The sequence below is a fragment of the Microbacterium sp. ZW T2_14 genome (genome assembly GCF_044987405.1).
Classification (GTDB): Bacteria; Actinomycetota; Actinomycetes; order Actinomycetales; family Microbacteriaceae; genus Microbacterium.
This window is the reverse complement of the sequence record NZ_JBJDRK010000026.1, coordinates 21,184-42,003: the sequence shown is the minus strand read 5'-3', so window position 1 is coordinate 42,003 and position 20,820 is coordinate 21,184. Positions and strand designations below refer to the sequence as shown.

The 20,820-nt window shown below is 66.0% G+C and carries 16 protein-coding genes and 1 pseudogene; 8 read left to right on the top strand and 9 right to left on the bottom strand.

Annotated features, from left to right (window positions below):
- The 3 genes from glf to ACI3KY_RS10550 are packed head-to-tail and all read right to left on the bottom strand — an operon-like array spanning position 1 to position 3,910.
- Complete coding sequence (gene glf / locus ACI3KY_RS10560) at positions 1-1,137, bottom strand: UDP-galactopyranose mutase (protein WP_404930128.1); 1,137 nt, start codon at positions 1,135-1,137, stop codon at positions 1-3.
- Positions 1,138-1,178: 41 nt separating this feature from the next.
- Entirely contained in the window at positions 1,179-2,993 is a 1,815-nt protein-coding gene (locus ACI3KY_RS10555; protein ID WP_404930127.1) for a glycosyltransferase, read from the bottom strand.
- Positions 2,994-3,001: 8 nt separating this feature from the next.
- Positions 3,002-3,910 (bottom strand): glycosyltransferase family 2 protein, encoded by a 909-nt coding sequence (locus ACI3KY_RS10550; RefSeq protein ID WP_404930126.1) that lies wholly within the window; start codon positions 3,908-3,910, stop codon positions 3,002-3,004.
- 76 nt (positions 3,911-3,986) lie between these two features.
- Between ACI3KY_RS10550 and ACI3KY_RS10545 the strand changes: the two genes are divergently transcribed.
- The 3 genes from ACI3KY_RS10545 (at position 3,987) to ACI3KY_RS10535 (ending at position 8,166) form a co-directional block, all read left to right on the top strand.
- Complete coding sequence (locus ACI3KY_RS10545; RefSeq protein WP_404930125.1) at positions 3,987-6,152, top strand: hypothetical protein; 2,166 nt, start codon at positions 3,987-3,989, stop codon at positions 6,150-6,152.
- 9 nt (positions 6,153-6,161) lie between these two features.
- Positions 6,162-7,202: a YbhN family protein gene (locus ACI3KY_RS10540; RefSeq protein ID WP_404930124.1), complete on the top strand. Its 1,041-nt coding sequence runs from the start codon at positions 6,162-6,164 to the stop codon at positions 7,200-7,202.
- 217 nt (positions 7,203-7,419) lie between these two features.
- Positions 7,420-8,166: a polyprenol monophosphomannose synthase gene (locus tag ACI3KY_RS10535; RefSeq protein ID WP_404930123.1), complete on the top strand. Its 747-nt coding sequence runs from the start codon at positions 7,420-7,422 to the stop codon at positions 8,164-8,166.
- 19 nt (positions 8,167-8,185) lie between these two features.
- Here ACI3KY_RS10535 and ACI3KY_RS10530 read toward each other — a convergent pair whose 3' ends face one another.
- The gene (locus tag ACI3KY_RS10530) at positions 8,186-8,662 is read right to left on the bottom strand and encodes a GtrA family protein (RefSeq protein WP_404930122.1); all 477 of its coding nucleotides are present in this window, start codon (positions 8,660-8,662) and stop codon (positions 8,186-8,188) included.
- 100 nt (positions 8,663-8,762) lie between these two features.
- Between ACI3KY_RS10530 and ACI3KY_RS10525 the strand changes: the two genes are divergently transcribed.
- Positions 8,763-9,695: a glycosyltransferase gene (locus ACI3KY_RS10525; protein ID WP_404930121.1), complete on the top strand. Its 933-nt coding sequence runs from the start codon at positions 8,763-8,765 to the stop codon at positions 9,693-9,695.
- 40 nt (positions 9,696-9,735) lie between these two features.
- Here ACI3KY_RS10525 and ACI3KY_RS10520 read toward each other — a convergent pair whose 3' ends face one another.
- Positions 9,736-10,929, bottom strand: a complete 1,194-nt coding sequence (locus ACI3KY_RS10520) for an ABC transporter ATP-binding protein (RefSeq protein WP_404930120.1) — start codon at positions 10,927-10,929, stop codon at positions 9,736-9,738.
- A complete protein-coding gene (locus ACI3KY_RS10515; protein WP_404930119.1) occupies positions 10,929-11,840 on the bottom strand; it encodes an ABC transporter permease in 912 nt (303 codons plus the stop codon). The genes ACI3KY_RS10520 and ACI3KY_RS10515 overlap by 1 nt, the downstream gene beginning before the upstream one ends.
- Before the next feature lie 182 nt (positions 11,841-12,022).
- Between ACI3KY_RS10515 and ACI3KY_RS10510 the strand changes: the two genes are divergently transcribed.
- Positions 12,023-12,874 carry an NAD-dependent epimerase/dehydratase family protein gene (locus tag ACI3KY_RS10510; RefSeq protein WP_404930118.1) on the top strand — a complete coding sequence of 284 codons (852 nt, stop codon included), beginning with the start codon at positions 12,023-12,025 and terminating at the stop codon, positions 12,872-12,874.
- A 35-nt stretch (positions 12,875-12,909) separates the two neighbouring features.
- On the top strand, positions 12,910-14,832 hold the full coding sequence (locus ACI3KY_RS10505; protein WP_404930117.1) for a hypothetical protein: 1,923 nt from the start codon (positions 12,910-12,912) through the stop codon (positions 14,830-14,832).
- A gap of 12 nt (positions 14,833-14,844) precedes the next feature.
- Here ACI3KY_RS10505 and ACI3KY_RS10500 read toward each other — a convergent pair whose 3' ends face one another.
- The 3 genes from ACI3KY_RS10500 to rfbA form a co-directional block, all read right to left on the bottom strand.
- Positions 14,845-16,194, bottom strand: coding sequence for a hypothetical protein (locus ACI3KY_RS10500; RefSeq protein ID WP_404930116.1), 1,350 nt, complete (start codon positions 16,192-16,194; stop codon positions 14,845-14,847).
- Complete coding sequence (locus tag ACI3KY_RS10495) at positions 16,191-18,218, bottom strand: rhamnan synthesis F family protein (RefSeq protein WP_404930115.1); 2,028 nt, start codon at positions 18,216-18,218, stop codon at positions 16,191-16,193. The genes ACI3KY_RS10500 and ACI3KY_RS10495 overlap by 4 nt, the downstream gene beginning before the upstream one ends.
- A gap of 88 nt (positions 18,219-18,306) precedes the next feature.
- The gene (gene rfbA, locus ACI3KY_RS10490) at positions 18,307-19,182 is read right to left on the bottom strand and encodes a glucose-1-phosphate thymidylyltransferase RfbA (protein ID WP_404930114.1); all 876 of its coding nucleotides are present in this window, start codon (positions 19,180-19,182) and stop codon (positions 18,307-18,309) included.
- A 70-nt stretch (positions 19,183-19,252) separates the two neighbouring features.
- On the opposite strand from rfbA, the gene rfbB reads away from it, so the two are divergent.
- A complete protein-coding gene (gene rfbB, locus ACI3KY_RS10485) occupies positions 19,253-20,251 on the top strand; it encodes a dTDP-glucose 4,6-dehydratase (protein WP_404930113.1) in 999 nt (332 codons plus the stop codon).
- A pseudogene (locus tag ACI3KY_RS10480) lies at positions 20,248-20,802 on the top strand (dTDP-4-dehydrorhamnose 3,5-epimerase family protein); the annotation flags it as partial. The gene rfbB and the pseudogene ACI3KY_RS10480, both read left to right, overlap by 4 nt.
- Between the last annotated feature and the right edge of the window lie 18 nt (positions 20,803-20,820).

Sequence of the window (20,820 nt, the reverse complement as noted above, 5' to 3'; positions counted from 1 at the left end):
TCAGGCGAGCTGGTTGTTCCACATCGAGAGCGCAGACCCGATAGCCATGTGCATGTCGAGGTACAGGTACGTTCCCAGACGACCACCGAAGTGGACGCTTCTCTCCCCCGCCGCGAGGTCCCGATACGCCCGCACCCGCGCACGGTCCTGCGGCGCGTTGACCGGGTAATAGGGCTCGTCGTCGCGAGTCGCGAAGCGCGAGAACTCGCGGACGATCACCGTCTTGTCGGCCGGGTAACGGTCTGCCCGTTCGGGGTGAAAGTGCTTGAACTCGTGGATGCGTGTGTACGGGGTGTCCGCGTCGGCGTAGTTCATGACGCTGGTGCCCTGGAAGTCCCCGATCTCAAGCACCTCCTGCTCGAAGTCGAGCGTGCGCCAGCCGAGCGCTCCCTCCGCATAGTCGAAGTAGCGGTCGATCGGCCCGGTGTACACGACCGGAACCCGGCCGACCGTGTCGGCCTTGTTGAGCGGCTGCGAGGCGTCGAAGTAGTCGGTGCTCAGCTTCACCTCGATGTTCGGGTGGTCCGCCATCCGTTCCAGCCACGCGGTGTACCCGTCGACGGGTAGGCCCTCCCACGTGTCGTTGAAGTAGCGGTTGTCGTAGGTGTACCGCACCGGGAGCCGGCTGATGACTTCGGCTGGGAGGTCGGTGGGCGCGGTCTGCCATTGCTTGGCCGTGTAGTCGCGTATGAACGCCTCATAAAGGGGGCGGCCGATCAGTCCTATGGCGCGTTCCTCGAGGTTACCGGCATTCTTCGCATCGAACTCGCCGGCGAGCTCCTGCACGAGGGCCCTGGCCTGATCCGGCGTGTACGCGGCCTGGAAGAACTGGTTGATGGTCCCGAGGTTGATCGGGAGCGGAAAGACGACGCCTCGGTGGGTGGTGTATACCCTGTGCACGTAGCGGGTGAAGTCGGTGAAGCGATTGACGTACTCCCACACAGTCGCATTGGAGGTGTGGAACAGGTGCGCGCCGTATTTGTGCACCTCGATTCCCGTGTTCGACTCGGCTTCGCTGTACGCATTGCCGCCGATGTGGTGACGTCGATCGATGACCGTCACTTTGCGTCCGGATGCTGCGGCGCGTTCCGCGATGGTGAGCCCGAAGAAGCCGGAACCGACGATGAGGAGATCCATAGGGTGCGGTGCCTTTCCGGCGCTGCGGCGCCGAAGACAGTCTACGGAGCGCGGGAATCCGATTCTGCGAACCTCGCCCGCCAGGCCCGGGTCGATGCCAGCGACGATGCCGCCTCACCGTACTGACGGGTCAGCCGCCGCCAGTTCCGCCAGAGACGCACGCGCAGACGGATCGCGGCCCAGAGCTCGATGCGCGCCAAGGTCCGGTCCCGTCGGAAGACGAAGACACGTCCGGCGGCGGCGGACTCGACCACGGCCACGTCGCTAACTCCGATCGACCACCACTTGCCCTGCGTACGGGACAGCCTCGTGGCCGCTGCGGGTCGGCGGGTGGATCGCAGCTGGTGGCCGAGCACGCGGACCACGCGACCGGCCGTCGCGGCGAGCCCGACCGGGCGCTGCGGCGTCGCATTCGCGCCTGCCGGCGCGTGGTCAGCGGGGATGATGCGCTGGCCCACACCAGCCAGGATCGCGCTCGCACGCCCTGGGCCCGCGAACAGGACCGGATCGAGGTGTGCCGGACCGCTGAGCACGTCGCGTAGAGCGGTGTTGCGCACGCGTGCAGACCCGTACTGCGCACACAGCACGTGATTGATGTCCTGTGCGAGAGAGTGCGCAAGTACCCCTCGCCCGCCGTGCAGCAGTGCGGTGACGATGCGGTTGCGCAGCTGGAAGTAGGCCTGCCAGTCGAGCCCGTCGTCCTTGGCCGTCCATGGCATGTGCCAGAGCGCCGTACCCGGAAGGGTGACGGTGGACACACCCTCTGTCGCCGCACGGAGCCCGACCTCTGCATCGTCCCACTTGATGAAGAAGGGCAGTGAGGCTCCGCTTTCACGAATCAGGTGCGCCGGCAGCAGGCACATCCACCATCCGTTGAAGTCGACGTCGATGCGGCGGCTCAGTGCGGGCGTGTTGTCGACGGTGTGCACGGCGAGGTCGATCCCCGAGAGCGCGGGTTCGACAGGTCCCCACCAGAAGCCCCGCCGCGAGATCCGCTCACCGAATGAGTGCAGGCGGGTGCGATCGACGAGGCTGAGCATGTGGGCGCCGACTATCGTCGACTCGCGAGTGCGGGATGCGAACGACAACAGCCGCGCGATCGCCTCCGGTTCGAGCCGCACGTCATCGTCCAGCAGGAGCACGAAAGGGGAGTCGGTCTCCTCGACGGCATCCACCATGCCCCTGCTGAATCCTCCCGATCCACCGAGGTTCGACTGCCGGACGATGCGTAGCCGTTCGCCGAGCATCGCTTCGACGCGCTCGAAGCCGGCCGACGCGGAGAGCGGACGAGTGCCCTGATCGACGACGAGGATGCGGTCGACGAACGTCTCCCACGAGCTGTCGGAAGTGAAGCGCTCGAGGAGGGCGAGACAGTCGGCCTCGCGATCGAAGGTGGTGATCGCGACCGTCGCGGTCGTCCCGCGCCGCACGGGGGCGGGCGAACGCCAGACGATATTGCGCAGTTCGGCTCCCGCGTCCGTCGCCGTTGCTTCGAGCCAGATCCAGCCTTCGTCGTCCGCAACGCCGACGTCCACCCCGACCGCGCCGGTGCTCGAGGGCAGGCGGGCCACGTCCGTCACACGACCGTCCGCGGCGGAACGGCGCACCACGATGTCGGCGCTACCGCCGATCTCGAGCTCGAGCCGCACCTCCGACAGCCCTGTCGAGTGCCTCCAATAACCCGCGGGGAAGGCTCCGAAGTACGTGGCGAGCGAGAGCTCGGCGCCCGCGTCGAGCACGATGCCGTGACGAGTCGCCGTGGCACCCGTGCTCCGGAAGTAGAGCGCCGCAGCATCTTCGTCGCCCGGGTGCGGGAACACCGCGCGCCAGACGACATCGTTCACCTGATCGACCATCGACGTCGCTACCGTGTCCGCCGGCCTCGACGCCAGTCCCTGACAGCGGACGCGAGGTGCTGCCCGAGGGAGCGGCGCTCGTCCAGCTGGCGGGCGACCTCGTCCTGGATGAAACGCGTCAGATAGAGGGCGAGGCCCGGCCCCTGAGCGATGACGTGGGCGCGCAGCGCTTCGTCCCGCACCAGCCTGTCGTAGTGGTCGTGCTCCGCGGCGAGGGCGAACATGCTGTTCCCGAGTTCGCCGTCCACGCCCCGGCGCTGCATCCAATACGCCAGCGGTTCGCCGTCGATGAAGCCGATGTGGTAGCGCAGTGCGGTGCGCAGGTTGAACTCCCAGTCCTCCGCCGCGTGAAGGTCCTCGCGGTAGAAGCCGATCTCGTCGTGCAGGACGCGCCGATAGAGATACGAGATGGGCACGGCCCGGTTCACCTGAAGCAGGTCGGCGTAGGTGATCTCCGCGAGCTGCGGCCAGAACGGCGCGCGCCCCACCTCGACGAACCCGTCACCGTCGGCGGATTCGTACACGATTTCGGTGCGCGCCATCACACCGATGTCCTCGGCGTGCGCGTCGAGGTGGCTCACCGCGCGTTCGAGGAATGCCGGATGCCAGAGATCGTCGTCATCGTGCAGGACGGCGAACTCGGTGTCGAGGTCGCGCATGCCCTGATTGGCGGCCGCGGATCGCCCGGTGGGCTGCCGGTTGTGGTGGACGCGCACTCGCTCGCGGGTCGCGTCAGGCAGCTTCAACACGGCTTCGTCGACAGCTGCCGGATCACCGCCGTCGTTGACGATGCAGATCTCCCAGTCCGCGAACTGCTGGGCAGCGATGTCACGCAGCGTCCGCCGAAGGAACCACGGACGGTTCTTGGTGCGCACGACGATGCCGACGCGGCGACCGCGGTGAACCTGATCCGTCATCGCTTCCTCTCGCCCCGGTTTCCCGCCCGACCCTACCACCGGGCTGACCGCCGGCCAGGTCCCTATAATCGGGGTGATGCTGAGCCGTGTCCGCGTGCTGTGGCGCGCCGCGCGAGAGACCGTCGTGTTCGGGGCGCTGCTGGCCGCCGCCGATCGTGTGTGGTGGGCCCGCACCATCCGTCGTGCCGACATCGTCGACCTCGACTTCGTCGCCGCCCAGGCGGGCCGGCGGATCTCCGCGCGTGCCGCAGTCAGGCGCTACGTGCGCGGAGGATTCCGTACTGGCTTCACACTCAATCCCTTGTTCATGGAGCGCCCCGTCTCCAGACAGCTTTCGGACTCGGACCGTGTCCCCGCCTTATACGCATACCTCGTCAACGACCGGCGGGTCCTGCAGGTCAGCCCGAACTGGGACGCCCCCGCGCTCGCGGCGCTCGAGCCCGATTCCCTCGCCGACCCGGCGGGTCCTCTTGGTCACGCATGGCGCCGTGCCCGCGAGCGCGGCTGGGTCGAGCTCGGGCGTGCGTCCATCCCCGTGCGCGTCCCATGGGCCGACCTGCTGCGCACCGCCACTACCCCTCCCCCGCTGGCCGCATCGCCCGACGCAGGGTCGCGCCGGCTGTTCGTCTGTGTTCTCGGCCCCGAAGAGGCGGACCCGGATCGCGCGCTCTCTCTCGCCCGCGACGCGGCGCACGATCTGTCCGCTGAGGTCGACCTCGTCCTCACGGGCGACTCCTTCGACCAGACCGCCCAGGCGGCGATTCTCGCGCTGCACAACCCGCACGTCACCGTCCGCCGTGGGCCCCTGCACCTCGTGGCAACGCCACCACATGATCCGCGCGCGGGCCAGACGGTCTTCCGCGGCCCGGACGCTGAGTTGACGGCTGCCGGTCTGCACGCGCTCGCGGAAGCGGGATCGCAGCGCCCTGCGGCCGCGCTCTGGCTCACCCCCGCCGGCGTGATCGCCTCGGCGGGAACCGTCTTCCTACACGGTGCGGCCGTCCCGCTCCTCGATGGTCTGCCGATGGAGGACGCGCAGCGGCTCGGCGACGGCATCGAGGTGCCCGCGCTCGCCGGTCCGGCACGGGCCTGGCCGGCGGGCTCGTCGCCGACGGATCCGGGACGGACGATGACCGCGATCACCGTGACCGCGCCGCCATCGTCGGTGCCGACCGACGCAGACAGCGCGGGGGCCACCGACAGCGACACGGACACGCTTCTCGCGCGGGCAGGCCTCGCGATCACCCGTCGCGGCTCCGGCGAACCGGAGTACCGGCGCGTCTCCCTTCCGTCATCCGGCGGACGGATCGCCCGCCGATGGGCGATCAAGACCTCGGCCCCCGCCGGGGCGGCCGGCGAATCGTGGGGCGAGACTCACTTCGCCCGCGGAATCGCGGACGCGCTGCGGCGTCTGGGGCAGGACGTCGTCATCGACGCCTACGACGCGCGCGATCGGGCGACGAATTCGCTCGACGACGTGACGCTCGTGCTCCGTGGGCCTCAACGCATCGACCCCCCACTCCACGGTCGGCGCATCCTGTGGATCATCAGCCACCCCGACGAGATCACTCGCGATGAGGTCCATGCGTTCGATGCAGTGTTTGCCGCGTCGACACCGTGGGCCGCTCGTGCGGCCTCGCGATTCGCCCGGCCCATCGAGCCGTTGCTGCAGTGCACCGACACGAGACGATTCCACCCTGAGGGCACCCCGAGAAGCGATGAGATCGTCTTCGTCGGAACGGCTCGTGGCATCGCGCGGCCCGTCGTCGTGACGCCGGTGCGGGCCGGTGTCCCGATACGGGTCTACGGCCCGGATTGGCGCGGCTACATCCCCGCGGCCGCGATCGCCGCGACGGGCATCCCCAACGCGAAGCTGCCCCGGCTGTACGAAGGCGCCGGGGTCGTACTCAACGACCATTGGCCGGCGATGAAGCGCGAGGGGTTCGTGTCGAATCGCCTCTACGACGTCGTCGCCGCCGGTGGGCGCGCGATCTCCGACGACGTTGACGGCATCGACCAGATCTTCGGCGGTGCGGTGCAGACCTTCCAGAGCCCCGAAGACCTCGTGTCGATGCTCGAGGGAGACATCGAGGGCCTGTTCCCACCTGCACCCGAGTTGGCACGCCTGAGTGCGGTCGTTCGGGAGCGGGACTCCTTCGATGCGCGGGCACGCGCGCTGATCAACGCGGCGGACGCGACCGCCGAGCGGGTGCCTTCGAAGGCGCCCGAGCACGGCGCGTAGACTGAACCGATGCCAGCGGACGCCCACGAGCCCCGGTCGACCGAGATCGAAGCCCCGGCGCCGCAGTCGTCGAAGTCACGTTCGTGGCCGCGTCGCCGCAGCCTGTCGATCGCTCTCGTCGCCGTCCGGTGGCTCCTGATCACCGCAGTCGTCGCCTCAGCGATCTGGTACTTCGTGCGGATGTGGGACGACGTGCAGCAGGCGCTCCTCCAGATGCAACCGTGGCGCGTCATCGCGTCGTTCGCGGTGTTGCTCGTCGGACTCGCCCTGAACGTCCTCAGCTGGACGACGATTCTCCGGGGGCTCGGACACCCCGTCCCGGTCGTCCGCGGCGCCCAGATCATGCTGGTCGGGCAACTCGGCAAGTACATCCCCGGGTCGGTATGGGCGTACCTCGCGCAGATGGAGCTCGGGCGCCAGTATGGAGTCGCACGGGCCCGCGTGCTCGTGACCTCGCTGTACGCCGCGGGAATCGGCGTCGTATGTTCGCTGATCCTCGGGGCGCTCGCCCTGCCCCAGATCTCGGTGGAGCACCCCCAGCTCCTTTGGCTGTTCGTCCTCCTTCCGATCGGGCTCGTCTGCCTCCACCCTGCAGTGATGACCTGGATGGCCAACCTCGCGCTCCGCGTGTTCCGGCGCCCACCTCTCGATCACCGCGTCGAGCTGCGTACGATCGCTCGGGCGGTGCTCTTGTGTCTCGCCTCGTACGCCACCTACGGTGTGCACCTGTGGCTGCTGAGCGACGCGGGAGTGCCGTTCACGACGGTGCTCCTCATGGCCGCCGCAATCGGCGTCGGCTTCACGGCTGGACTGCTTGCCTTCGTCCTGCCCTCGGGGGTCGGCGTGCGCGAAGCGGTGCTGATCGGACTGCTCGGCACGGTCATGCCCGTAGCCGAGGCATCCGCCGTCTCGCTCGTCTCGCGCGGCATGTTCACCGCGGGCGATCTACTCATGGCCGGCGCGGCCGCCCTCGCTGCGGCAGTGATGCACCGGCGCCTGCACGCGCAGGATGTCCGCACGACCGAGTACTCCGACGTGGCGGGGAGCTGATCCACAGCAGGATGCCTCGGGCCGGGGAGAGTCGCTCGGCTAGGATGGGCGCGGCCCCGGCCCCGGCGCTGGGGCATCGACGTCGATCATCGATCGCGCCCCGTCCCCACCCGCGCCGGCGAGGCGGACCCGACCGGAGAACAGTTCCACACGTGCACACCACCTCATGCCTCGTGCGTACGCGAGTCCCAGCCGGCACCGGTTCGTGGGAGCGCCGATGAACCGCACACTCGTGATCATCCCGACCTACGACGAACGCGAGAACATTGAGCACATCATCCGGCGCACCCTGGATGCGGCGCCGGTGGATGTGCTCGTCGTGGACGACGGAAGCCCGGACGGCACGGCCGACATCGTGGAGCGGATGGCCCACGACGACCACCGCATCACACTGATGCGACGTTCCGGAAAGGGAGGACTCGGCGCCGCCTACATTGCCGGGTTCGCCTGCGCGCGCGAGCGAGAGTACGCGCTCGCCGTCGAGATGGACGCCGACGGCTCCCACCCTCCCGAGCGCCTCCCGGCGATGATCGCTCAGTTCGACAACGACCCGCCCCTTCTCGGCTGCGTGGTGGGCTCGCGGTGGGTGAAAGGCGGCAGCGTCGTCAACTGGCCGGCACATCGCCGCTTCATCAGCCGGGCCGGGAGCCTTTACGCGCGCGTCATGCTGGGGGTCCCCGTACGAGACGTCACCGCCGGCTTCCGCGTCTATCCGACCGTGGTCCTCGCCGGGCTCACCCTGGACACCATCGAGTCGCGCGGCTACTGCTTCCAGATCGACATGACGCGTCGCATCGATGCCTCGGGCCTGCGGATCGTCGAGGTACCGATCGAGTTCCGCGAGCGCGAGCTCGGGCACTCCAAGATGAGCGGCGAGATCGTGGTCGAGGCGATATGGCGGGTCACGGTCTGGGGCTTCCAGCGTGCCGCACTCGGCCTGACGCGATGGATGCGACGAGGCTGAGTCGGCGCCGTCGGGTCTGTCAGGCGGACTCGAGAGCTGTCTGGGCGGCCTGCTCCTGGTCGTCGGGGAACACCCATCGGTCGTAGGTGAAGAACCGGAAGATCGTCGCGAGCGCCTGGCCGATGAACGTCCCGGCGATGTTGTCTGCGACGATCCCCTCGAACCCGAGGACGTATCGGGAGAAGGCCAGGCATCCGAGTTGTATGAGGATCGCCGCGAGATTCAGCGCGACGAAGATCACATATCGCGAGAAGCGACGCTGCAGCGTGCGGGTGCCGAACGTCCAATATCGGTTGCCGACATAGGTGACGACGGTGGCCACCACGATCGCGATGACCTTCGCGAGAAGCGGCTCGTCGTACATCGGCCCGTCACCGCCGAACCCGAAGACCAGCAGGTTGAACGTCACGGCGTCCACCACGAATGCCACTCCGCCGACGGCGAGGAACGCTCCGCTCTTGCGCAGGAACGCGCCCAGGCGGGTCGGGTCGGTCATGGCACTCCTCCTGGCCCGCGGGAGTCGGCGCGCCGACAGCCCATGATAGCTTGGATGCCGCTTCTGCCGGTTTCCGGCACCGACGACCGAGGAGAAGTGCTTGACCACCCCACCGCCGACCATTGCGGCGATCGTGCCCTGCTACAACGAAGAGACTGCGATCGGTCAGGTGATCGCCGACCTGCGCGCTGCGGTTCCCGAAATGACCATCTTCGTGTACGACAACAACAGCACGGATGAGACGGCCCGGATCGCGGCGGGGGCCGGCGCAGTCGTCCGGAGCGAAACGACCAAGGGCAAGGGGAACGTCGTCCGGCGCGCCTTCGCAGACGTGGACGCGGACGTCTACGTCCTCATCGACGGCGACGACACGTACGCCGCCGCGGATCTGCCCGACATGATCGCGGCGCTGCGATCCGGCCCGTACGACCACGTGCTGGGCGTGCGCCGGCAGACGACAGAGAGCGCATACCGACCCGGTCACGAGCTCGGCAACCGCGGCTTCAACTGGTTCGTCAGCAGCGTCTTCAAATCTCCGGTCAATGACATGCTCAGCGGCTATCGGGTGTTCTCCCGCCGGTTCGTGAAGAGCTTCCCCGCACTTGCGCGCGAGTTCGAGATCGAGACAGAGCTCACCGTGCATGCGATGAGCCTGCGCGTGCCTCAGATCGAGGTTCCGGTCGGCTTCAAGGATCGTCCTGCGGGCAGCGAGAGCAAGCTGCGCACCTACCACGACGGATTCCGTATCCTGTCGCTGATCGTCGGCCTGATCCGACACGAACGCCCGATGCTGTTCTATGGCCTGGTTGGCGTGCTGCTGGCGATCATCGGCGTAGTCATCGGCCTTCCCGTAGTCGTCGAGTTCTTCGAGACCGGCCTCGTCCCGCGCCTGCCCACGGCGGTTCTCGCGCTCGGCATCACCATCCTCGCGTTCTTGTCGTGGATGATCGGCCTCATCCTTGACGGAGTGCTAAAAGCACGCCGCGAGCTGAGCAGACTGAACTACCTGACCTACGCCGCGCCACCGATGTGAACGGTGTCGAGCCCGCGAATGCCGGGCGCCTCGGCACCGTTCAGGCGACGGTGATCGCCGCGGCGACCGTGCCGAGGTTCTCCTCGTGGGACTTCACGGTGAAGCGGGCGCCCTGCCACAGGATGTGCGAGTCAATGTCGATGACCTCTGAGACGTTGGCGTTGACGAAGTACTGGCCGGCACCGAATCCCGTGCTCGAGATGTTGAAGTCGACGTGCGCGTCTCCCTTGGCGATCGCGGGGAGGTCCTTCGACAGCCGCTCCGTATTCGACGCGAGCACCATCTGCCCGGTGGGCGTGTCGATGCTGAAGCCGGCGGCCCACGTCGGCAGGTCTTGGTGGGCGCGTACGTGCAGCCGGATCGTCAGGGGTTTTCCCGTCTCGACGACGGTGACCGGCCGCTCCTGATCGTCGAGGAGCTGAATCCGCTGGAGCTGGATGGGCTTGTCCGCGTCCTCGAGCGGCTTCTCGCCGACTCGACGCCCCTCCAGGACATCGCGCAGCGCGCCGATGGCCTCGTTGGTCTCACCGTCGAAGATCACTTCACCGTCCTTCAGAACGATGCCCCGCTCGCAGAGCTCCGCGACCTGTGCCGCCGAGTGCGACACCAGGATGATGGTCCTCCCCTCCTGGCGGAACCGCGCGATGCGCTCCATGCACTTCCTCTGGAAGGCCTCGTCACCCACCGCGAGCACCTCGTCCACGAGCAGGACGTCGGGGTCGGTGTGGACCGCGACCGCGAATGCGAGTCGGACGAACATCCCCGACGAATAGAACTTGACCTGCGTATCGATGAAGTCGCCGATACCGCTGAACTCGACGATCTCCGTGAAGCGCTCATCGGTGTCCGCTCGAGACATCCCCATGATGGATGCGTTCAGATACACGTTCTCACGCCCACTGAGATCGGGGTGGAAACCGGCCCCGAGCTCGAGGAGAGCCGCCATGCGGCCTCGTGTGAGCACTTCCCCGGAGGTTGGGGAGACGATCCCGCCGATGAGCTTGAGCAACGTACTCTTGCCCGAGCCATTCGGACCCAGCAAGCCGACCGTGGTGCCGGCCTTGATCACCAGGTCGACGTCGGACACGGCGGTGAACTGCTCACGGTGGGCGCGACCCCGCCTCCCGAAGTGAACGACGCGTTCCTTCAGCGAGTTGTCCTTGCGCACCACAAAGTGCTTGGTGACGTTCTGAACCCGGACGACGTCGGGACCGGTGCGGGACGTGACGACCATCACAACTCCTGTGCGAAATTACCTTGCAGGCGGCTGAAGACACGGTGCGCGATGACGACGAGGACCAGTCCGATGACGCCGGCGATCCCCATGCGCAGAAGGAGATCCGGCGGATAGTCCGCGGCTGTGCCAGCGCCCCAGAAGGCTTTGTGGAAGCCGAGAACCCCCAGCGTGACCGGGTTGTTCGTGTAGATCTCGAGAACCCACGCCGGCAATCCGAACTGCTGGAAGGTCTGGGTCACCATCGTCCACGTGTAGACGATGGGCGAGCCCCACATCGCGAGCATCATGACGACGTCGATGATGTATTGGATGTCACGCAGGTAGACGTTCAACGCTGCCAGGAGCAGGCCCATCGCAAGTCCGTAGATCAGGATCAGCAGGACCGAGGGAAAGAACCAGAGCATCTGCTCGGGGCTCGGCAGCGCCTGGAACAGGATCGCGCCGATGAGGAGTACCGCCGTCTGGACGAAGAACATGAATCCCGCGGCGCCGATGCTCGCGAGCGGGAAGACCTCTCGCGGAAGGTAGATCTTCTTGACGAGCCCGGCATTGGTGAGGATCGACGACGTCGCACCGAACACCATGTCAGAGAAGAACGCATAGAGGGTCAGTCCCGAGAAGAGGTAGATCGCGAACTGCGGGACCCCCTCGGCGGCGCGCAGGAACTGACCGAGGACCAGGTAGTACATGAGGAACTGGACGATCGGACGGATCAGGGTCCACAGGAAGCCGAGGACGCTGTCGCGGTAGCGCGCTTGCAGATCTCGTCGAATCAGCAGCATGAGCAGATCGCGACGGGCGAATATCTCGGCGATCTTCCCCCCGCGGGCGGGGCCGTTCAGGCCGCGGGAGTCCGTGGTCGTGAAGGGGGTCGCCGCAAGACGTGTGAATCGGGCAGTCGTGTCCAAGAGGCTCCATTACTTGCGGTCAACTTCCTCACTATACCCGCCGCGTCCCAACAATCCGGTCCACGGGCGGCCTCGCGGTAGGCTCTGAGAGCGCCCCTCCGGCCATCCGGAGCACCCGAGGTCCGGCTGATCTAAAGCCCCTCGGATTCACGGCGCGAGCACTCGACACCAGGAGTCAATTGATGAGCGCACGACCGACCGTCGTCGTCACAGGTGCAGGCGGTTACATCGGTCCACACGTCGTCCGCGGTCTGTTGGATCGTGGCCGCGACGTGGTGGCCGTGGTGAGGCCAGGGAACGAGACCGTGATCGATCCCCGCGCCGTGCGCCTCGAGGCAGACATCCTCGCGCGAGACTTCGACCCTGCGGTTCTCTCCGACGCCGGCACGACTCTCGTCCACCTCGCCTGGAAGGACGGGTTCACGCACAACTCGCCCGCGCACATGTCCCAGCTGTCGGCGCACTACGTTCTACTGAATGCGCTGGCCGCCCGCGGGGTGAGCCGCATCGTCGCACTGGGCACGATGCACGAGGTCGGGTACTGGGAGGGCGCCGTCGACGCGGACACCCCCACCTCCCCGCTCTCGCTGTACGGCGTCGCCAAGGACGCACTGCGCAAGTCGCTCGCCCTCGCCCTGCCCGAGACGACGAGTCTCGCCTGGGCACGCTGCTACTACATTTACGGAGACGACCGCCGCAATCGATCGATCTTCGCCCGCCTGCTGGACGCCGTCGACGACGGACGGTCAACGTTCCCTTTCACGACGGGCAAGAACAAGTACGACTTCATCCGGGTCGAGGAGCTCGGCCGACAGATCGCAGCGCTCACCGATGCCGACGACGTGAGCGGAATCGTCAACTGCAGCTCCGGTGAGCCCGTCTCGCTCGCCGACAAGGTCGAAGAGTTCATCGCCGAAAACGGTCTTCCGATCGCTCTGGAGTATGGAGCCTTCCCTGATCGACCGTATGACTCCCCCGCGACATGGGGGGATGCGCAGCGCATCCAGGAGATCCTCGGGTCCGATCGCGCATGAGCGACGCGTCGATCGCCTCAGCCCCGCGAGGATCCATGGTGCGGCGCGTCGGGATCTGGGCGACGGGACACGCCGTGTTCGTCGGGCCTCTCGCGGTCTACCTGGTCTTGATCGTCTTCGGCGTCACCACATCGAGCATCGGCGTCGACTTCCTCCGACAGGATCCGACCGCTCCTCTGGGCTTCCAGTTCGGCGCGTCCCAGGGGATCCGCTCGGACGAGTACAACACCGAGTCCGCACTGTGGCTGGGTCAGATGGCGGTCGGGTTCGGCCACCTGATCGATCCGCTCAGCGTGTTCCCCGGGTTCTTTGCTCAGCTTCCCGTTGGTCCGATCTCGGGCATCGTCTTCCTCGACGGGTCCCTGCTCATGCTCGGCCAGGTGATCCCGCACAGCATGCTCTTCGCGATGAAGTGGTGGCTGCCCACGCTGCTGCTCTTCATCGGGCTTCCGGTGTGGTTCCGTCAGATCACGGGCTCGCTGCGCTGGGGCTATCTGGCCGCGTTCCTCGTATTCCTCGCTCCGTCGTCCATGTGGTGGTCCGGACGTCCAGTCAACACGATCGGCTTCATCGCAGCCGGCTGCGCGCTCGGAATTTACGGCGCGGCGAAGTTGGTCGAGCGCCGATACCCGCTAGGCGTGATCGCGATCTTGGGCGCGGGAATCCTTCTCGCCCGGTTCCCGACCTACTACCAGCCGCTGGCCATCATCGTCGGAACGCCTGTCGTTCTGGCCACGGCGGGCTACCTCCTCTTCCGATACACGACCTGGCGAGATCGCCTCATCGCGATTCTCCCCCTTGCAGTGTCAGGCGCACTGTGGACCGGTCTGCTCATCCTCGAGAACTGGCAGTCGCTCCAGGCGACGTTCGGCACCATCTACCCCGGTGACCGCCGCTCGACAGGCGAATCGCACACCATCGGTCGGGTGTTCGGTGCGACGAATCTCGGGGGCCTCGACAAGATCGGCGCAGAAGCGGTGGCCACCAACGAGACCGAGATCGCCAGCTCCTTCACCGTCCTCCTCGTGGTGCTCGCAATGGCCTTCGTCGCACAGCGATGGAACGCGGGGCGCGCCACAGCGGCCGCGTTGGTCCCGCTTGTGGCTCTCGGGGTCTTCTGGCTGGCGTGGTGCACCATCAACTGGGGTGCGATCGGCGAGATGATCCCGCTCGCGAATCGCGTCCCCTCCTATCGCGCCACCAACGCCATCGGATTCATCGCCACGATCGCATTCTGTCTCTACATGACGACCTGGAAGCGCCCGAAGCGTCTCGCCGTTCCGGTTGTGATCGCGTCAATGGCCGCATTCCTCTCCGCGTACGCCGGCGCTTCACTTCAGCTCGGGTACCTGCCCGCCCTGGCGAACTGGATGGTCGCTCTCGGTGCCGTGGTCACCGGAGCAGTGGTGTTCGCGCTCCTGTATTGGCCCGGACAGGTCTGGTCCATGGCTGCGGCCGGACTGGCCGCGGCCGCAATGACGATCACGGTCGTCCCGATCCTCTTCGGGCTCGGCGACCTGCGAGCAAGCGACACGGCACGTCAGTTCCTCACGTACGGCGAGGAGGCGCGTGCGACCGGCACGCTCTGGGCGAGCGACGACAGCTACGTCGACGCGCTGATGACCGCGACCGGCACGCCGTCGCTCTCCGCCCGCCAGCAAATGGGGCCGGACACCGAGGAATGGCTGCGACTCGACCCGACCGGCGAGAACGAGCACGCATGGAATCGCGGTGGGATGTACTACCGGTTCGACTGGCGAGAGGAGCCGGGGATTGACTTCACGAACCCGAACCTCGACGTGCTCGTGATGTCCGCATCGCCTTGTACGGTTGCAGAGCGCATTCCCGAGCTTGCCTACATCAGCTCGACGCATTCGCTCGACCTGTCGTGTCTCGAGCCCGCAGGCACCTATGAGTGGTCAGGCTCGGAGCACTACATCTACGCGCTCACCGACTGAACCCCGCAGACGTCAGCGGGTCGTCCGGTCTCGCAGGTCACCGCACAACACCTCGGCTGTGCGAAAAGGAGCGATCGGGATCGCCTGGATGGCTGAGTCGTCGAGCTCTCGGCACGCGTCCAACGCGACGGTCACCCCGTACGACCACTGCGACGCGGTCCAGCCGCGGATGGACACGGTCGACGCCGACGCGATTGCCATGGCGACGATCAGGGCCGCCAGCATCGATGTCGAAACGATCGCGGTCGCAAGCGCGGGTCGACCGCGCACCCGGCGGGCCTGCACCCACACCGCGACAGCGAGTGGGATCGTCGTGAGCATGGCCATTTGCGGGAGGACGCCGTAGCGGGCGTTTTGGGCGCGCTCGTCCAGACCTATCGATCCATCGGCGTACCGGAACGCGTCAGTTCCGTCCACGATGGCGCCCGCGCTGTAGACAACGGCAGCGGTGAGCAGAAGCAACCCGAGCAGTATGCGCTGGTCCGTCGTGCCCTTGGTCGCGACGTAGATGATCGCGGCGGCGAACGGGATGACTGCGAGAAGCGGCACGAGGATGCCCGTTGTCGCGACGACTTCCCGTTGCGTCACCAGATGAGGGACCACCAAAGGCAGCATGACGTTAAGCAGCCAGCCCTTGACGAGGGATGCGAAACCGATCCACTCGAACCCGGACCCGGGTCGCGGAACCGTGAAGAAGGTGATGACTTGCCAGATGACCCCGGCGAGCAATGCGCCGGCAAGCGGAAGGCGGCGACGGTCGCGCAGCACGAGAAGGGGCGCGACCAGGATGTAGAGAGCGAGTTGGACCTCAGTGGCCGCCATCACGAACATGCCGCCCGCGAGAAACGCACTGCTCCACCATGTCCGCGGTCGGGCAAACAGCAACCAGAGCCCGAGCCACATGGCGTATGTGTGGATGTCCGCCATGTTACCGAGCACCTCCTGGCCGGCCAGCGGAACGAGCGCGGTGATGAGCGCGATCGCAAACCTAGCCGGAGGAAACGGAACGATGGCACCTGCGAGGAGATAGACCGCGGACGCGATCACCGCTGTGACGACAGCGCACGCTATGAAGACAGTCACCGCGTAGTGGTCGAGCGGCACCGACGAGACGATGACTGCGGTCATCGAGCGCGGGAGCAGATGTTGATAGCCGGCGTAGCCTTCGACGAGTGAAGCCGGCCCCAGGCGCAGAAACTCCGAGAGGAACAGGAACCCGTCCTCGGCCCACGGCACGTCGTACTCCCCGCTAGGCACGCGGAACAAGACGATAGCAAGGCCGAGAACACCGACCGCCGTCGCGATGAGCAACTCCCGTGCACGCACGCGCCTGTCAGCGTCGCAGCTGAGAATGCCGGTCACGGGGGCGTTGTGCCCCGATCCCAGCCGCTGCCGGTCTGCGCGACGCCGTCCAGCGCCTCCTCCGCGGCGTCCTCTCGCTCGCGGCGCTCGATCTCTCGCCATTCACCCGGATGCCGCATGCGCCACAGCCAGTGGTGGAGAACGCGCGCAGGGCGGTCGAGAGGCTTCAGCAGACGGGCGATGCGGGGGTGGTTCAGCTTGAGGTACACGCGGGTGAGCGCCACGATCCCGCCATGTCCCAGCCAACCCGCTCGATGGAGGAATTGGATCTGGTCGATAGGATACCCCGGCATCGTGGCACCCATTTGGTCGAGCTTGAAGTCCAAGGCGGTGTGACTGATCGACATCTGCTCGAGGCTTGCAATGGTCCGCGTGTGATATCCCCGCTCCGCGGCGGCGTAGGCGATGATTCTCTCCTGAACGTGTGCGAGGCTCCCGTCCCTATGGCGGTTCGGGGGCGCGTACTCCTCGTAGCGCCACTCGCGATCAGTGAGGATCTTCAGAGCCTCCGGTCGAGCGAACCACATACACCCGAACGGGGCGAGCGGAGAGACCTCGTCGAAGGGGACGCTGATGCCGAGTTCGTCGCACAGCTTCTGCGCCGGTTCCTTGTTCGCGTACCAGCCGCGACCCATCGTCGGGTACCCGATGTGGATCATTGGGGGAAAGGCAAGGCCGAGTCCCGGCTCTCGCTGGAACAGAGCCACCGCGTTCGCGGCGAAGCCGGGTGAGTTCAGCACGTTGTCGAGCTGCTGGAGCTTGAACCAGCGCCCGGCATTGAAGGAGTCCTGGACCGTCTTCTTCGAGTGGACCTTCACGACGAGGTCGTAGCGCCCGACCTCGAGAACGTCACGACATCCGATGAAGAACGCGCTCAGGTCGCGGCCACGGTTGGAGGGGAGAACCCGGACCTCAGCATGGGCGACGCGAGCGTCGGCGCGCCGCTCCAGCGTGGCCGAGATGACGGCGGCCTTCTCTTCGTCCGTGGTGGTCACGAAGAGATCGAAGGCGGACGGGAGCATCACCAGGCGATCCATCAGTTCGTCGGTCATGTCCTCATAGAAGATGTGCACGATCGCAGCGATCCGCAGAGGATTCTCCCCGTCATAAGAGACGTCCACATCCGGAAGCACTTCGAGCATCGCGGCATCCGCGTGCAACGTCTTGGGCGGCGAATTGCGGACCAGGTTGCTCCAGAGCATGGCTACTGGATAGCCATAACTCTCCGCCTTCTCGATGGTCCAGCGCCCGATGACCGCGTGCTGATCCAGGTACGGCGGATAGTGGAAGAACGGGCGCCGCTTCAGCACCGGGCATCCGTCGTCGAGAAGCAGATCCGCATTGATCAATGCGGGATGCCCAGACGGATAGTCAGCTTCGGGGAAGGCCACCCCCGAGGTGAAACCCAGTTCCTCGAAGTGATGAGTGAACCGGGACTCGTGGTTCAGGATCGAGTCAACGTACGTGGTGATCGTCGGCATGTCCCGCCAGTAGTCTCGCCACTGCTGGGAGAGGAAGAGCTCTCGACGCACGACATTCCAGTGGGACTGGTTGTGTCGATGAAGGACGCCCTCCTTGGTGAAAGGGTTCGGCTTCTCCTCGCCGTAGTCCGTCATGCCCCAGAAGTGGACGGGCTCCGCGTTCATGCGGTCGAAGACCGGGCCGAACGGACGAACAGGGCCGAAGAAGGTGTAGTTCATGAGTACGAGCTCGTCGTACTCGGCAAGCCTCCCCTCGCCGAACTCCTCCATCGCCGTCTTATAGGCCCAAACATCGAAGCCGGTGTTCTCTCGTTGCCAAACGGTGTCGGCGACTGCCTCGAGTCGTGCTCGTCCTGCCTCCGTCAGATCGCCGTTGACGACCACGAAGATGTGATCGGAATGCTCCCGCAGCGCTTCGAGCTTGTAGGGGATGTAGTCGTCGATCTCACCTCGGTGGTCGTAAACGAAGTAGAAGATGACCCGGCGACCACCGGCCGGAAAAGGGGCAGGACTCAATACGTCAGCGCGGTGCTCGATCTGCAAAACTCACTCCTCGACATGGCAGGCACATCTCTCGTGCGCACCTGAACCCGCCCACGTACTTCGAATAGGCCCGTGCGATTGTACCTGCCTAACTGTGGAGGCCTTGAGCCAGGATCTCCAGAAGATAGCGCCCGTACCCGCTCTTCACGAGCGGTTCTGCGCGCACGCGCAGCTCGTCGTCGGTGAGGAAACCCAACCGCCACGCCACCTCTTCCGGACAGCCGATCGACAGACCCTGCCGCTTCTGCACGGTGGCGATGAACTCCGTCGCCTCTCGCAGGGAATCGAACGTACCGGTGTCGAGCCATGCCATGCCGCGAGGCAGCATCTCGACCTGCAACGCGCCCCGATCCAGGTACACCCGATTCAGGTCGGTGATCTCGAGCTCGCCGCGCGCCGAGGGGCGAAGATCCTTTGCAATCGAGACCACTTCGTTGTCGTAGAAGTACAGACCCGGAATCGCATAGTGACTACGCGGCGATGTCGGCTTCTCCTCCAGCGAAAGCGCCCGACCTTGCGCGTCGAACTCCACGACGCCGTAGGCGCTCGGGTCCGCGACCCAATAGCCGAAGACCGCGGCGCCGTCCAGGTCGCGGTAGCGACGTAGCCTGGTCCCCATGCCCGGGCCGTAGAAGATGTTGTCGCCGAGCACCAATGCCGCGCTGTCGGACCCGATGTGGTGCTCGCCGATGACGAACGCCTGCGCGAGGCCGTCGGGCGAAGGCTGCTGGGCGTAAGTCAGCGAGATGCCGAAGCGGGAGCCATCACCGAGCAACCGCTCGAACTGGTCGGCGTCGTGCGGCGTGGTGATGATCAGAATGTCGCGGATACCGGCGAGCATCAGCGTCGTCAACGGGTAGTAGATCATCGGCTTGTCATAGACCGGTACAAGCTGCTTGGAGACTCCAAGGGTGATTGGGTGCAGCCGCGAACCGGTACCGCCAGCCAGGATGATGCCACGCATGCCCTCTAGTCTCGACTATCGGTGGCGATCGGTCCAAACTCGGAAGGTTCGCGCACAGTAGGCTGGACGGATGCGCAGACTTCTCGTGACCGGAGGCGCCGGCTTCATCGGATCCGATTTCGTCCATTACGTGCTCGAGCACACCGACGACTCCGTCACAGTTCTCGACAAGCTGACGTACGCGGGGAACACAGCGTCGCTGCAGGATCTCCCCGCCGAGCGCTTCCGTCTGGTCGAGGGCGACATCTGCGACGAGAAGCTCGTCGACAGCCTCTTCGCCGAGCACGATGCGGTCGTCCATTACGCGGCCGAGTCGCACAACGACAACTCACTCGCGGGGCCCGCACCGTTCGTCCAGACGAACGTCGTGGGCACCTTCACTCTGCTGGAGTCCGCCCGTCGCACCGGGATCCGCTTCCACCACATCTCGACCGACGAGGTATACGGCGACCTTGAGTTCGACGACCCCGAACGATTCACCGAGACAACCCCTTACAACCCGTCGAGCCCCTACTCGTCGACGAAGGCCGGATCCGACCTGCTCGTACGCGCGTGGGTTCGCTCGTTCGGAGTCCGCGCGACGATAAGCAATTGTTCTAACAACTACGGACCGCGACAGCACGTCGAGAAGTTCATTCCGCGGCAGATCACCAACGTCATCGACGGCATTCGGCCCCGGCTTTACGGCGACGGGCTGAACGTCCGCGACTGGATCCATGCCGACGATCACTCGTCTGCGGTGCTGCGGATCCTCGACGCCGGGGTAATCGGCGACACGTACCTCATCGGCGCCGATGGCGAGAAGACCAACCGCGAGGTCGTGGAGTTGATCCTCGAGGAGATGGGTCAGCGCAGCGATGCCTACGATCTCGTGACCGACCGCCCCGGGCACGACAAGCGGTACGCCATCGACTGGTCCAAGCTTCGGGACGAGCTGGGATGGCAACCGCAGTTCCGCGATTTCACGGCTGGACTGCGGGACACGATCGCCTGGTACCGCGCCAACGAGGAGTGGTGGCGGCCCCAGAAGGCCGAGACCGAGAGCAAGTACGCGAAGGTGGGGCAATGAGCATTCGCTTCGGCCTGCCGCTTGCCGTCGAGGAAACGCCCATCACCGGGCTGCAGCGCTGGGATGTGCCGGTCCACGGCGACAACCGCGGATGGTTCAAGGAGAACTGGCAACGCGAAAAGATGGTCGAACTCGGCCTCCCCGACCTGGGCCCCGTGCAGAACAACGTCTCGTTCAACCGCACGGCCGGAACGACGCGAGGAATTCACGCCGAACCCTGGGACAAGTACATTTCGGTGGCGACCGGCAGCGTGTTCGGCGCGTGGGTGGACCTCAGGAAGGGACCGGGATTCGGATCTGTGTACACCGCGGTCATCGATCCGTCCGTGGCGATCTTCGTGCCCAGGGGTGTCGGGAACGCGTTCCAGACGCTGGAAGATGCAACGGCGTACAGCTACCTGGTGAATGATCATTGGTCTTCCACGGCCGAGTACAGCTTCCTGAACCTCGCCGATGAGACGGTCGCGATCCCGTGGCCGATTTCTCTCGACGATGCTGAACTATCCGACAAGGATCGTGCCCACCCCCGGCTCGCCGACGTCGTCCCGATATCGTCCTGACGCTGTTCC